The sequence below is a fragment of the Roseospira goensis genome, from assembly GCF_014197795.1.
Taxonomy (GTDB): Bacteria; Pseudomonadota; Alphaproteobacteria; order Rhodospirillales; family Rhodospirillaceae; genus Rhodospira; species Rhodospira goensis.
Map to the genome: position 1 here is coordinate 24,700 of NZ_JACIGI010000005.1, position 13,174 is coordinate 37,873.

Genomic DNA, 13,174 nt, shown 5'->3' on the forward strand with positions numbered 1-13,174 from the left:
CGGCGCCTTTTGGCGTTTCCGCCGCCGGGGCGGCGCCTTTTGGCGTTTCCGCCGCCGGGGCGGCGCCTTTTGGCGTTTCCGCCGCCGGGGCGGCGCCTTTTGGCGTTTCCGCCGCCGGGGCGGCGCCCGCCCGCGCGCCCGCCGATCCGCTGGCCCCGTTCCTGGACCCCGAGACCGGCCGGGTCGACGTGGCCGGCCTGATCGCCGCGTATGAGGACCTGCTGCGGGCCGTGGCCGGCATGGTCGCGATCCCGGGGCCGGACGCCGACGACACCGCCCGCGCGCAGTTCCGCCGCGCCCTCGGCGTGCCCGACACGCCCGACGCCTACCGGATTGCGGTCAACCACCCGCGGCTCGCCGTCGATCCGGACGTCAACCGGCGCCTGCACGAGGCCGCCTTCACCCCGGCGCAGGCGCAACTCGTCTACGACCTCGCGGTCGAGCGGGTCATGCCGGTGATCGAGGCCCTGGGCGAGAGCCAGCGCGCCGAGGCCGACCTCGCGGCCCTGGTCGAGCACTTCGGCGGCGCGGACCGCTGGGCCGAGATCAGCCGCCAGCTCTCGGCCTGGGGCAAGGCGCATCTGCCCGAGGACGTGTACATCGCGCTGGCCTCGACGCGCGAGGGCGTGCTGGCGCTGTTCCGGATGATGGCCGAGGGCGAGCCGGATCTGGTCGGCGGTGGCGCCGGCGCGGCCGGCCCCGGCGGGTCGGGCGAAGAGGACCTGAAGGCGCTGATGCGCGATCCCCGCTACTGGAAACACCGCGACCCCGCGGTGGTGCGCCGCGTCGCTGACGGCTTCCGCCGGCTCTACCCCGGCGGGGCCTGATCGGCCCGGTCCGCCGTCGTTCGCCGCGTGCCGGTCCGTTCCGTCTCCGTCTCCCCCAAGCCTAGGGACACCCGCCGATGTCGATCAGTATTGATCAGTCGTTCATCAAGCATTTCCAGGCCGACGTCCACCTCGCCTATCAGCAGATGGGCTCCAAGCTGCGCAACACCGTGCGCGTCAAGGACAACATCCGCGGCGCCACCACCGTGTTCCAGAAGGTCGGCAAGGGCACCGCGGCCACCAAGGCCCGCCACGGCACGGTGCCGGTCATGAATCTGGACCACACCCCGGTCGAGTGCGACCTGCAGGACTTCTACGCCGGTGACTGGGTGGACCGCCTCGACGAACTCAAGGTCAACATCGACGAGCGCCAGATCCTCGTCAACGCGGGGGCCTACGCGCTCGGCCGCAAGACCGACGAACTCATCATCGCCGAGCTGGACACCTCGACCAACCATGCCCTGGACGGCACCACCGCGCTGACCCTGACCAAGATCATGACCGCCTTCGAGATGCTGGGCGGCGCCGACGTGCCCGACGACGGCGAGCGCTACGCGGTGGTGGGCTGGAAGCAGTGGTCGGAACTGATGCAGATCGACGAGTTCTCCAATGCCGACTACGTGGGCGCCGACGACCTGCCGTGGCGCGGTACCCAGGCCAAGCGGTGGCTGGGGACGCTTTGGTTCCCGCATTCCGGATTGTCGCTCAACGGCACCGTGCGACACTGCCACTGGTACCACAAGACCGCCGTGGGCCACGCCATCGGCGCCGACGTGCAGTCCGATATCACCTGGCACGGGGACCGGGCGGCGCACTTCGTGAACAACATGATGTCGCAGGGCGCGGTCCTGATCGATCAGGCCGGCGTGGTCTCGCTGCGCTGCCTGGAGAGCTGACGGACCGGTCCCCCACAGGAGTTCCCGCCATGGCCTTCGTGCCCCAGAACCTCTCGGTGCTCAGCTACGCCAACGGCTTCACGCTGTGGCATTACACCACGCCCGACGCCGCCGTCACCGGCGCCAGCTATTTCGACTCCGCCGCGCCCTATGTCCGCGTCGGCGACGTGCTGGTGTGCAACATCGACACCGACGGCACCCCGTCCGCCGGCTTCTACCGCGTCTCCGGCAACACCGGCGGGGTGGTCACGGTGGCGGCGGTGTAGGGCAGGGCCGTTTCAGCCGTCGGCGCCGGGGTGACGTCCAGGGGCGGAACGAATAGATTGGATCATGCGAACGGCCTGCCCCGTGCCGATGGACGGGAGGGAGACAACGGCGACATGACGGACCTGAGCCGGCGCGTCACGGCGCTCGAGGAAACCATGGGGCGGCTTGAGCCCCTGCTCATCCGGATCGACGAGCGGTTGAATCACGTCGCGACCAAAGCGGATCTGGACGCGGCGCGCGCAGATCTGGAACTCAAGATCGACAAGACCCGCGCGGACCTCGAGATCAAGATCGAGAAAAGCCGCGCGGACCTCGAGATCAAGATCGAGCAGAGCCGCGCCGATCTCGAGGTCAAGATCGAGCAGAGCCGCGCCGACCTCGAGATCAAGATCGAGCAGGTCCGCACGGACTTGATCGAGCGCATGGAGACCTCCCGTGCGGATCTTCTGGGCCGGATCGCCGAGAAACCCGGCCGGTTTTTCATGGTCGGCACCGTCATGACCGTGTTCGCCCTGTGCGCCGCCATCGTCGCCGCCACGGTGGCCGGGTTGCAGTATATCCAGACCCTTCCCTGACCCCCTGCTCTGGACGGCGCCGGCGGCTTCGGCCGCTCAACCGTCGCCCCGATCAAAGCCCCGTGCCCCGCGGCCGGGGCTTTTCTCATGCCCGGAGGCTCCCATGCCCGTCTCCGCCATCGCGCTGTGTGCGCGGGCGCTCATCAAGCTGGGCGCGCGCCCCCTGGTCAGCTTCGACGAAGGCACCGCCGAGGCCGAGGTGGCGCGCACGCTCTATGCCGACGTGCGCGATGCCCTGCTGTCCGCCCATCCCTGGACCTTCGCCACCGCCCAGGTGACGCTGGCCCGCCTGGCCGGCGTGCCGGTGGCCGACTACGCCCACGCCTACCAGCTTCCGGCCGACCACCTGCGCACCCTGTCGGCGGGCGGCGACGGGCGCGGCGCCGGCCTGGTCTATCGACAGGTCGAGGACCGCCTGCTGACCGACGCTGGCAGGGTGTCGCTGACCTACATCTTCCGGCCCGACGAGAGCGCCTTTCCGCCGGTGTTCGTCGAGGCCCTGTCGGCCCGCCTGGCGGCCGAGTTCTGCCTGCCCCTGACCGAGAGTACCAGCCGTGGCGAGCTGCTGCACCGCCTGGCCGACGAGGCCCTGCGCCAGGCGCGTCTGATCGACAGCCAGCAGGACACGCCGCACCGCCTGACCCATTTCCCGCTGCTGGAGGCACGCGGATGACCCGCGTCACCGTCACCCAGACCAATTTCACGGCCGGGGAGCTGTCGCCCGACCTGTACGGCCGCGCGGATCTGCGTGCCTACGTCAACGGCGCGGCGCGGCTGCGCAACGTCTTCCTGCACCCGACCGGCGGCGTATCGCGCCGCGACGGCCTGCGCCATGTCGACGGTCTGGCGGGGCGCGCGCGCCTGGTCACCTTCGAGTTCAACAGCGAGCAGAGCTACCTTCTGGTGTTCACGGCCTGGCGCATGGACGTCTACCTGGACGGCGTGCGGGTGTTCCAGACCGCCACCCCCTGGGACACCTGGCACCTGTCACAGATCAACTGGACCCAGATGGCGGACACGCTTCTGGTGGTGCATCCGGAGACGGCGCCGCGCCGCATCACCCGGTCCTCGCACACCGCCTGGACCCTGACCCCCTGGAGCCACCCCAACGACGGGCACCGCTACTACGAGCCCTACTACCGCTTCGCCCATCCGCTCATCAGCCTGACGCCGTCGGACGTCGAGGGCGCGGTGACCCTGACCGCCTCGTCGCCGGTGTTCACCGCGGCCCATGTCGGTACCCGCCTGCTGCTGCGGGGCCAGCCGGTCTCGATCACCGACTACACCTCCGAGACCGAGGTGGGCGCGACCATCCACACGGCGGTGAGCACCGCGGCGCCCACGCGGGACTGGGTGGAGCAGGCGCTGTCGCCGGCCCACGGCTTCGCCCGCAGTGTGACGTTCCACAAGAACCGGCTGGTCATCGGCGGCTCGCGCGACGTGCCGCACCACATCTGGATGTCGAAGGTCGGCGACCTGTTCAACTTCGACACCGGCGAGGGTCTGGACGACGAGGCCCTGTCCTTCGGTCTGGTCTCGGATCAGCTCAATGCCATCCGCTGGGTGTTCTCGGCCAGCGACCTCCAGGTGTTCACCTCCGGCGCGGAATGGACCGTCGGCGGCAGCCCGCTGACCCCGGCCACCGTCACCGCGACCCGGCAGACCCGCATCGGCACCGTGGGGCCGCACAGCGTGCCACCGCGCCGGGTGGACGGCGCCACGCTGTTCGTCGGCGCCACCGGCCAGGACGTGCGCGAGTACCTGTACACCGACCTGGAGCAGGCCTACCAGGCCGCCGACCTGGCGCTGCTGGCCCGTCACCTGATCCGCGACCCGGTGGACATGGACTACGACCCGGTGCGCCGCCTGCTGCATCTGGTGCTGGCGGACGGCCGGCTGGCGACCATGACCAACTACCGCGCCGAGAAGGTGACCGCCTGGACCGTGCAGGAGACCGACGGCGCCATCCATGCCGTGGCCGAGGTCGGCGGGACCGTCTACGTGGCGGTGGAGCGGGCGGGCGGTGTTGGGCTGGAGCGGTTCGATCCCGCCATGCCGCTGGACGCCGCCTTGCCAGGGCATGACGACACCCCGCGCGATACCTGGACCGGCCTGGACCACCTGGAGGGCCGCAGCGTGCGCGTCCTCGCCGACGGCGCCGATGCCGGCCCGGCGACGGTGAGCGGCGGCGCCGTGACCCTGCCCGCGCCGGCCACCGATGTGGTCGTCGGGCTGCCGTTCGCGCACGAGATCGCGCCCCTGCCGCCGGCGGTGTCGGGCGGGCGCGGCGGCGGGCCGGGCACGCTGGTGCGGCTGATCCGTGCCACCCTGCGGCTGCGTGACACGGCCGCGCTGTGGCTCGACACCGGCGCCGGGCCGTCGATCCAGCCGTTCCTGCGGTTCGGCGGCCACGCGGTGTTCGACACCCCGCCGACCCCGCTGTCGGGCGACCTGTCGATCCGCGCCCTGGGCTGGCAGCGCGACGCCCTGGTGCCGCTGTGGCGCGTGGTCCAGGACGCGCCGCTGCCGTGCACGGTGCTCAGCGTCACCACCGAGGTGAAGGTAACCGACTGACGCCGCCACCCGATCCGTCGAACAGTCTGAGACCGGCCGACGCGACCGCGCCGGCGCGGCGACGCCGCGTGGGGCCTTGATCCTGACGGGTCAGGATCAAGGCCGACCAGTATGAAAGGTTCCGGCCCATGGCCCAGTTCGCCTCCGTCTTCGTCCCCTTTGCGTTGCAGGCAGCCTCGACCGCCTGGCAGCAGTACCAGCAATACGACCTCTATCAGCGGGAGCAGCAGGAGCGGGCCGCCGCGGCCCAGGCCAGCGCCGAGGCGGCGCGCGCCCGTGCGCGCGGCGAGGCCCGCACCACCGCCCGCGCCGCCGACCGTCAGAACCGCCTGGACTGGGCCGCGTACGACCGCGAGGCCGAGGCCGTCGGGCGCCGCACCGACGCCGAGCTGGACGCCCTCAACCGCGACTTCGCCCGCACCGAGCTGGAGCGCGCCGAAGCCCTGCGCCGGGCCAGTGCCGGGGAGCGCGCCCGCTTCGCCGACGCCGGGCTCGATCCGGCGGCCGGGTCGGCCCGGGCGGTGCTGCTGGGCCTGGGTGCCGACGCGGCCCGCGACACCCGCCGCGGCCGCGACGCGCTGCGGGCCGAGGCGGGCGCCCGCCGGGAGGCGGCGGCGGCGGACATCGCCGACGGCTGGCGGGCCACGGCGGACCAGACCACCGCGCGCACCGAGCGGACCAACCTGGACCTCTGGAACCGTCAGGTGGCCCTGGACTCGCGCCTGCATGAACTCGGGGTGCAGCGGCGCGCGGCCGACCGCCGCGACCTGCTGGACCTGACCCTCAGCAACCAGCGCGCCGCCCTGGGGCTGGTCGATCCGGCCGGTCGCGCGATCGGGCGCGGTCTCGGGCTGTCGTAACCGGGCCGCCCCTCCGCTCCGGCGCGGGACCGCCGCGCCGCCCACCGACGGGGAGCCTTCCACCATGCCCGCGCACATCCAGATCGGGGACACCCGGCCCCGCGTCCAGTACGTCGCCTCCGGGGCGCAGACCGTCTTTCCCTATCCGTTTCCGATCTTCCAGGCCGTCGACCTGCACGTCTACCAGGACGACACCCGGGTCACGTCGGGGTTTTCGGTCACCGGCGCCGGGGCCTCGGACGGTGGCAGCGTCACCTTCACCGTGGCGCCCGCCGCCGGCACCCGGATCACGCTGGTGCGCCGGCTGGCGCTGACGCGCATCACCGACTTCCAGGCCGGCGGGCCGCTGCGGGCCGCGACGCTGAACGACGAACTGGACTACCTGACCGCGGTGGACCAGCAGCTCGACGACGCCCTGAGCCGCACCGTGCGCCTGGCCCCGGGTGCGGCCGAAAGCGCCGGACTCATCCTGCCGCCGCCCCAGCCCGGGGCGGTACTGGGCTGGAACGACAGCGCCTCGGCGCTGGTCAACGACCCGGTCGACTTCGCCGGGCTGGCGACCGAGATCCAGAGCGCGCGCGACGACCTCCAGGCCGCCCTGGGCACGGTCTCGGCCGCCATCGTGGCCAGCGCCACTGCGGTGACGGCGGCCGGGGAGGCGGAATCCTGGGCCCAGGACACCGCCCTGTCGGCGTGGCTGGTCGGGCTGAACGAGGACGGCGCCGGCGTCGCCCTGTCGACGGCCGTGGTTGCGGCCGCCGCGGCCGAACGCTGGGCCGAGGATGCGGCGCTGTCGGCCTGGTTGGCCAGCCTCTCCGGAAACGGCTCCGGAGAGGTGGAGACCCTCCTGGTTCGCAGTCCGATGCTGACGCTGAACCATGGCGAGGTCGGGGCGGGCGTCACGGCCGGTGTGGCCGGTATGGTGGTCGATCGCGGCACCGAGACTGTCTACCGGTTCGCCTTCCGCGAGAGCGACGACGCCTTTGTGGTCGGCCCCGACGGCACCGAGCAAGCGGTCGCCACACGCCAGGACGCCCCCGAGGCGAACGCCGTGCCGTACTGGAATGCGGCGGCCGTGCGCCTGGACTCCGTGCCCGGGTTTACGTGGGACGGCGCCGCGCTGACCCTGCCGGCGGCGCTGCGCTACGCCGCCGCCCAGTTCCGGGTATCCAGCGCCGCTGCTGGAACATCGGTGACCATCGACCTGTCACACGGCGAGGTCCAGGTCTTCACGCTCAGCGCCGATACGATCTTCACGCTCCCCGACCCGGCGGCCGGCTATGGCTATTCGGTGACGCTGAAGCTGATTCAGGATGCCACCGGCAACCGGGTTCCGGGTGTCGAGAAGGCGGGCGGGGTCGCCGCCGTGTGGCTCGGTGGCGCCCCCCCCGCGTGGCAGACGACGGACGGTGCCTTCGACCTGGTGGTACTGACCCATGACGGCAGCGACCTGATCGCCGCACACGCCGGGGGGGCGTCGTGATGCTGAGTCAGGCCGCCCTGCGCGGACTGGCGGCGTCATCAAGCGCGCCGTCGTCCCACTACCCGCCCGGCGTCAATTTCCTGCGAGTTCCCATGCTCTACACCGCCCGCCAAGGCCTGACCGAGGAAAGCCAGGTCGCTGCGGAGGAAATCGGGACCAACAGCACCTACGGCACCGATCCCGCGCGGTTCAATGACGGCGACACCAGCGCCACGATGTGGAACACGAGCGGGCAGACCATGTGGGTCTGGATCCGGACGCCAGCCGATACCGACCTGTCGGAAACCCGTATCGCCTACCAGAACACGGCGCAGCACGCGGCGGGGACCGTGACGGTGCATCGCTGGGACGGGATCGGCTGGGTCTTCGTGTCGGGGCTCACATATGCCGGCAGCGGCACGCTCAACGTCGACACTTTCGCCACCGTGCGCGCCAGCCTGTTCCGCTTGACCTTTTTGCCCGGCGGCTCGGGCTGGATCGGCGTCAACGAGATCGAACTCTACCCCTGACCGCCCGCGGCGCCGAGCGGCCGCTGGTCGTGCGCGGCCAGGCCAGCGCCTGGACCGCGCCCGCCGGGGTCTGGACCGCCATCCACGCGAGGAAGACGCCATGAGCCTGATCTATCCCACCATCACCCTGCTGGCGCGTCCGGATGTCCAGCCCTCGGCGCTGACGGTGGCGCGCCCCTCGGCGGCGACCCGCATCGACCCCCTGGGGCGGGTGGTTGCGGTGGCCGCCGACAGCCTGCGCCACGACTACGACCCCGACACCGGGCACTATCGCGGCTGGCTGATCGAGGAGGCGCGCACCAACCGCATCGTCTCGTCCGAGTCCATGGCGCCGTCCCCCTGGCAGACCACGGGCGCCAGCCTGACCAGCGACACCGTCACCGGGCCGGACGGCCTGACCGGCGCCGACACCCTGACCGAGGACAGCGCCAGCACGGTGCACACGCTGTACCAGGACGGCCTCGCCTACGCGGCCGGCCAGCCGCACACCCTGTCGGTGTTCGCCAAGAGCCACGGGCGCGAGCGCCTGCAACTGGTGCTGCCGTCGACGGCGTTCGGCACCGTCCATTCGGCGGTGTTCGACCTGACCACGGGCACGGTCGGCTTCACCGAGGGGACGGTCACCACCAGCCTGCGGGCGCTGCCCGACGGCTGGGTGCGCTGCGCCCTGACGGCGACTGCGGTCGCGGGCGGCACCAGCAACGCCCATTTCCGCCTGCGCGACAGCGGCGGGGTGTCGGACTACCCCGGCGACGGCGTCAGCGGCGTGCACCTGTGGGGGGCCCAGATGGAGGGGGGCGGTTTCCCCACCAGCTATATCCCCACCGCCGATGCCCCCGTCACCCGGGCCGCCGACGCCATCCACCTGACCCTGGCGGGGCGGCCGTTCAACCCGCGCGAGGGGGCGCTGCTGGTCAGCGGCGCGGCCGAGGCCGGCACCACCGCCACCCTGTGCGAGATCGGTGACGGCGGCCCCGGCCATCGGTTTGCCGTCACGCTCGACCCCGACGCCGGCACCGCCGCCTTCACCGTGGTGACCGGTGGCGCCACGGTCGCCAGCCTGAGCCACGGCGGGGTGACGGCGGGGACCCTGGTGCGCGCCGCCGCCGCCTACGCCGTCGACGACTTCGCCTTCGGTGTGGGCGGCGGCACCGTCGCCACCGACGGCGCCGGGGCGCTGCCGGCGTCGCCCACCACGCTGACGGTCGGCGGCACCGGCGCCGGGGTCGTGGGACCGCGCTGCTGGGTGCGCCAGATCGGGGTGTTCCCCCGCCGGCTGGCCGACGACGATCTCCAGACCCTCACCCTGTAACCCGCATTCCCCCGGGTCTGCCCGGCCCGGATCGCCCGACCCGCCCGACCTGCCCTCGACACCGGAGTCCGTCATGACCGCCGCCGATCTGTCCGCCGCCCGCGACCGCCTGCGCGGCACCCTGCCGGATACGCTGCACCGGGCGCTCGACGCCTATGACGCGGTGGCCGCCCGCCCGGTGCCGGAGGACGACAAGGCCTTCGCTGCCTGGCAGGGCGGCTGCAAGGCGGTGCTGGCCCATGTCGAGCTGCTGCTGAAGCTGGCCGCGCGGGTCGGGCTGGACCTGAGCGGACCCGCCCCGGGCGCGGTGGACGACGGGGCCGCGCTGTCCGCCCTGCTGGCACGCGCCCGGGCCGCGGTGGCGGACGGCCCGACCGGCCCGGACGGCGACCATGGGGGCGACCATGAGGGCAACGAGGGGGAGGACGACGCGGATGACTGACCCGGGCCTGTCCTTCCCGGAATTCGTCTGGATCTGGAACCATGTACAGGGCCGCACGACGCCGGACCATCACCTGCGCATGGCGCGGTGGCTGGAGCGTCAGTCCGCGGACCAGGTGCGCGGGGGCCTGCTGATGGCCTTCCGGGGCGCCGGCAAGTCCAGCGTCGTCGGGCTGTTCTGTGCCTGGCTGCTGGCGCGGGCGCCGCAGACCCGCGTGCTCGTGCTGGCCGCCGAGCACGCCCTGGCCACCCGCATGGTGCGCAACGTCAAGCGCATCCTGGAGCGTCACCCGGCGACCCGGGGCCTCAAGCCGCGCCAGCCGGAGCAGTGGGCCGCCGACCAGTTCACCGTGGAACGGCCGCTCGACTCCCGCGACCCGTCGATGGTGGCGCGCGGTCTCACCGGCAACATCACCGGTGCGCGCGCCGATGTCATCGTGTGCGACGACGTCGAGGTGCCCAACACCAGCGACACGGTGGTCAAGCGCGCCCACCTGCGCGCCCGGCTGGGCGAACTGGACTACGTGCTGACCCCGGACGGGATGCAGCTTTACGTCGGCACGCCGCACGCCTGGCACTCCATCTATGCCGCCGAGGCCCGCCCCGAGGCGGGCGAAGCCGTGCCGTTCCTGGACGGCTTCGCGCGCCTGGAAATCCCGCTGCTCGATGACGCCGGGCGCAGCGCCTGGCCGCAGCGCTTCACCCCGGCGCGCATCGCCGCCCTGCGCCGCCGTCAGGGGCCGAACGCCTTCGCCAGTCAGATGCAGTTGCAGCCGGTCAACATCGCCGACAGCCGGCTCGATCCCGACCGCCTGCGCCACTACGACGACGCCCTGGCCTATGGCGAGGCCGGCGGCCGGCCGCTGCTGCGGCTGGGCGAGCGGCGGCTGGTGTCGGCGGCGTGCTGGTGGGATCCGGCCCTGGGCGATCCGGCGCGCGGCGGCGATGCCAGCGTGCTGGCGGCCCTGTTCACGGCCGAGGACGGCACCTACTGGCTGCACCGGGTGGCGTACCTGCGCGCCGACGCCGGGGACGACGCCGCCTCCGCGCTGTGTCGTCAGGTGGCGGCGATCGTGGCCGACCTGCACCTGCCGGCGGTCACGGTGGAGACCAACGGGATCGGCCGCTTCCTGCCCGGGCTGCTGCGCAAGGCGCTGCGCGAGGCCGGGGTGGCGGCGGCGGTCATCGAGCATGTCGCCACCCGCGCCAAGGCGCGGCGCATCGTCGATGCCTTCGACCCGGTGCTGGCCGAGCGCGTGCTGTGGGTGCACCGCGCGGTGTGGGATACACCGTTCATCAGCGAGATGCGGGCGTGGCGCCCCGAGGGGGGCGGCCGGGACGACGGCCTGGACGCGGTCGCCGGCTGTCTGGCGAGTGAACCGGTGCGGCTGGGTCGCGGCCATGCCGGCGGCGCCGCGCGACCCGGCGACTGGCGCCCCGGCACCGGGTCCGTCATCGCCGACAGCGGCGGGTGGGCGGTGTGAGCGGGGGCCTGCGGGGGCGCGCGGATTCCCCCTCTCTCCCGCCCACGCTCCCGCGTGGGCGCGTTGGCCGGTCCCACGCGGGAGCGTGGGACCGAGAAAGCATCGCAGTCTCCCGCCCACGCTCCCGCGTGGGCGCGTTGGCCGGTCCCACGCGGGAGCGTGGGACCGAGAAAACATCGCAGTCTCGCGCCCGCGCTCCCGCGTGGGCGCGTTGGCCGGTCCCACGCGGGAGCGTGGGACCGAGAAAACATTGCAGTCTCGCGCCCGCGCTCCGGCGGGGGCGCTGTCCCCGGCCGTAACGTCTCTTCAACGGAGTTCCGCATGTTCGAAGACCAGACGGTCCTGCTCTGGGTCACCGCCGTGGAGCTGCCCGTGATGGGCGCCCTGTTCTGGCTCATCTGGCACACCCGGCGCGATTGCGAGACCCGCTTCGGGGAGGCCCGCCGCCACGCCGAGATCGGGCTGGCGCGCATGACCGAGGCGCTGGCCGCCCACAAGCTGGAGGTGGCCAAGACCTATGCCTCCATCGCCACCCTGAAGGATGTGGAAGGGCGCCTGACCGCGCACCTGCTGCGCATCGAGACCAAGCTGGACGAGACCCGCCCCTGCCCCCGCGAGCCGAAGGGGTGACGGGGCGACCGCCCGGTCTGCGGCCACGGGCGCGCTGCTTCAGAATGCGCGCGGGACCTGTTCGGGGCGGCGTCTCAGCCCTCCGGCTCCACCGCGGCGGCGCCGGCCGGCGCCAGGGCCACCGATGGCACGTAGCCGCTGACGCCGCGCGCCGACAGCACCCGGCTCCAGGCGCCGTCCGGCGAGACCTCGGTGACCATCAGCACCGTCCCGCCGCCGACCGCCGCCACCGCCGCGGCGTGCGGGCTGGCCGTGGCCCGCACCGTCAAGCGGGCCGGCCGGGCCGCGTACAACCGCCCCGGGACAACCGCGGCTGCCTCCGGGACCAGTCCGGCGAAAGGATCGGCCGCGCCCGGCGGCCGGGTGCGGCCGGTGAACGGCCCCTGGGGGCCGGGCAGGGCGTCGGCGCCCGCGTCTTCGGTCGCGCCACCGATCGGACCCTGCTCCGGCACCGGGGCCGGCCACAGCGCCAGCAGGCCGCCGATCACCCGTGCCGGTCCGGCCACGTAGAGCGCCAGCGCGGCGATCAGCAGCAGCGGGGCCAGTTGCGCCACCTGGGCCGAGCCGAACCAGGGCCGGCGCCCACCCCCACCCCCGCCACCGCCACCGCGCGGGCGGGGCTGGTCGGCCAGCGCCTCCAGGAGCTGGGCGACATGCTGGCGCTCGGCCGCGCTGTGGGCGAAGGGCCGCGCCTGCTCGGCCAGGGCGCGGGCGATCGGCAGGTTGCCGCGGGCCAAAAAGGCGCGGGCCTGGAAGGTCAGGAGCTGGTAGTTCTCCGCCGCCGGAAGCTGCCCACCCCACAGGTTGTGCCACAGCGCCGCCAGGGTGGCGACCGGCCCCCACGGCAGCGCCCACCACCCCATCGCCCAGCAATACAGGCTGGCCGCCACCGCCGTGCGGTCGCCGTGGACGCGGCAGAACACCCCGCTGATCGGCCGGCGCTCGACCCGGATCCCGCGGCCGCGCACCCGGTGCAGCACGCGGTGGCGCAGGTCGATGGTGGCGCGCCCGCAGACCCGGCAGGTGCGCGGGGTCAGCGCGGCGTCCGCGGCGGCGGCGCCCGAGCCCGTCCCCGACGCGGCGATCGGGCTGCGGCCGGTGTCGTAGGCCTGGCGTGCCGCCGGGTCGGCCAGCACGTGGTAGGCCTCGGTCAGGGCGTGGAACTCGCGCGAGGCCCGGGGCGACGGATTGCGGTCCGGATGCAGCAGCTTGGCGCGAGTGCGGTAGGCGCGCTTGACGGCGGCCGCGTCGGCGGCGGGGGTCACCCCCAGCATGGCGTAATAGCCCTTGGGGTCGCGCACCACCTGGCTCATGCC

14 protein-coding genes are annotated in these 13,174 nt (G+C 73.2%); 13 read left to right on the plus strand and 1 reads right to left on the minus strand.

Annotated features, from left to right (window positions below):
• From GGD88_RS04100 to GGD88_RS04160, 13 genes are all read left to right on the plus strand, one after another.
• On the plus strand, positions 1-827 hold an 827-nt coding region (locus tag GGD88_RS04100), incomplete at its 5' end, for a capsid assembly protein (protein ID WP_343056251.1).
• Between the two features lie 77 nt (positions 828-904).
• Complete coding sequence (locus GGD88_RS04105; protein ID WP_184432018.1) at positions 905-1,723, plus strand: phage capsid protein; 819 nt, start codon at positions 905-907, stop codon at positions 1,721-1,723.
• 29 nt (positions 1,724-1,752) lie between these two features.
• The gene (locus tag GGD88_RS04110) at positions 1,753-1,989 is read left to right on the plus strand and encodes a hypothetical protein (protein ID WP_184432020.1); all 237 of its coding nucleotides are present in this window, start codon (positions 1,753-1,755) and stop codon (positions 1,987-1,989) included.
• A gap of 114 nt (positions 1,990-2,103) precedes the next feature.
• Complete coding sequence (locus GGD88_RS04115) at positions 2,104-2,565, plus strand: hypothetical protein (protein ID WP_184432022.1); 462 nt, start codon at positions 2,104-2,106, stop codon at positions 2,563-2,565.
• A 103-nt stretch (positions 2,566-2,668) separates the two neighbouring features.
• Entirely contained in the window at positions 2,669-3,238 is a 570-nt protein-coding gene (locus GGD88_RS04120) for a phage connector family protein (protein WP_184432024.1), read from the plus strand.
• Entirely contained in the window at positions 3,235-5,139 is a 1,905-nt protein-coding gene (locus tag GGD88_RS04125) for a phage tail protein (protein ID WP_184432026.1), read from the plus strand. Before GGD88_RS04120 ends, GGD88_RS04125 begins: the two co-directional genes overlap by 4 nt.
• Positions 5,140-5,267: 128 nt before the next feature.
• Positions 5,268-5,999: a hypothetical protein gene (locus GGD88_RS04130; protein WP_184432028.1), complete on the plus strand. Its 732-nt coding sequence runs from the start codon at positions 5,268-5,270 to the stop codon at positions 5,997-5,999.
• A 64-nt stretch (positions 6,000-6,063) separates the two neighbouring features.
• A complete protein-coding gene (locus tag GGD88_RS04135) occupies positions 6,064-7,482 on the plus strand; it encodes a hypothetical protein (protein ID WP_184432030.1) in 1,419 nt (472 codons plus the stop codon).
• Positions 7,482-7,991 carry a hypothetical protein gene (locus tag GGD88_RS04140; protein WP_184432031.1) on the plus strand — a complete coding sequence of 170 codons (510 nt, stop codon included), beginning with the start codon at positions 7,482-7,484 and terminating at the stop codon, positions 7,989-7,991. Before GGD88_RS04135 ends, GGD88_RS04140 begins: the two co-directional genes overlap by 1 nt.
• A gap of 100 nt (positions 7,992-8,091) precedes the next feature.
• Positions 8,092-9,303 carry a phage head spike fiber domain-containing protein gene (locus GGD88_RS04145; protein ID WP_184432033.1) on the plus strand — a complete coding sequence of 404 codons (1,212 nt, stop codon included), beginning with the start codon at positions 8,092-8,094 and terminating at the stop codon, positions 9,301-9,303.
• A 73-nt stretch (positions 9,304-9,376) separates the two neighbouring features.
• A complete protein-coding gene (locus GGD88_RS04150; RefSeq protein ID WP_184432035.1) occupies positions 9,377-9,745 on the plus strand; it encodes a hypothetical protein in 369 nt (122 codons plus the stop codon).
• Complete coding sequence (terL, locus tag GGD88_RS04155; protein WP_184432037.1) at positions 9,738-11,228, plus strand: phage terminase large subunit; 1,491 nt, start codon at positions 9,738-9,740, stop codon at positions 11,226-11,228. Before GGD88_RS04150 ends, terL begins: the two co-directional genes overlap by 8 nt.
• A gap of 321 nt (positions 11,229-11,549) precedes the next feature.
• Positions 11,550-11,858, plus strand: a complete 309-nt coding sequence (locus tag GGD88_RS04160) for a hypothetical protein (protein WP_184432039.1) — start codon at positions 11,550-11,552, stop codon at positions 11,856-11,858.
• A 74-nt stretch (positions 11,859-11,932) separates the two neighbouring features.
• On the opposite strand, the gene GGD88_RS04165 is transcribed toward GGD88_RS04160, so the two are convergent.
• Complete coding sequence (locus GGD88_RS04165; RefSeq protein WP_184432041.1) at positions 11,933-13,171, minus strand: J domain-containing protein; 1,239 nt, start codon at positions 13,169-13,171, stop codon at positions 11,933-11,935.
• Between the last annotated feature and the right edge of the window lie 3 nt (positions 13,172-13,174).

Coding starts and splice junctions, on each gene's coding strand:
- GGD88_RS04140 (WP_184432031.1), top strand. CDS start 7,482: ATGCTGAGTCAGGCCGCCCTGCGCGGACTGGCGGCGTCATCAAGCGCG.
- GGD88_RS04165 (WP_184432041.1), bottom strand. CDS start 13,171: ATGAGCCAGGTGGTGCGCGACCCCAAGGGCTATTACGCCATGCTGGGG.
- GGD88_RS04135 (WP_184432030.1), top strand. CDS start 6,064: ATGCCCGCGCACATCCAGATCGGGGACACCCGGCCCCGCGTCCAGTAC.
- GGD88_RS04105 (WP_184432018.1), top strand. CDS start 905: ATGTCGATCAGTATTGATCAGTCGTTCATCAAGCATTTCCAGGCCGAC.
- GGD88_RS04160 (WP_184432039.1), top strand. CDS start 11,550: ATGTTCGAAGACCAGACGGTCCTGCTCTGGGTCACCGCCGTGGAGCTG.
- GGD88_RS04150 (WP_184432035.1), top strand. CDS start 9,377: ATGACCGCCGCCGATCTGTCCGCCGCCCGCGACCGCCTGCGCGGCACC.
- GGD88_RS04125 (WP_184432026.1), top strand. CDS start 3,235: ATGACCCGCGTCACCGTCACCCAGACCAATTTCACGGCCGGGGAGCTG.
- GGD88_RS04110 (WP_184432020.1), top strand. CDS start 1,753: ATGGCCTTCGTGCCCCAGAACCTCTCGGTGCTCAGCTACGCCAACGGC.
- GGD88_RS04130 (WP_184432028.1), top strand. CDS start 5,268: ATGGCCCAGTTCGCCTCCGTCTTCGTCCCCTTTGCGTTGCAGGCAGCC.
- GGD88_RS04115 (WP_184432022.1), top strand. CDS start 2,104: ATGACGGACCTGAGCCGGCGCGTCACGGCGCTCGAGGAAACCATGGGG.
- terL (WP_184432037.1), top strand. CDS start 9,738: ATGACTGACCCGGGCCTGTCCTTCCCGGAATTCGTCTGGATCTGGAAC.
- GGD88_RS04120 (WP_184432024.1), top strand. CDS start 2,669: ATGCCCGTCTCCGCCATCGCGCTGTGTGCGCGGGCGCTCATCAAGCTG.
- GGD88_RS04145 (WP_184432033.1), top strand. CDS start 8,092: ATGAGCCTGATCTATCCCACCATCACCCTGCTGGCGCGTCCGGATGTC.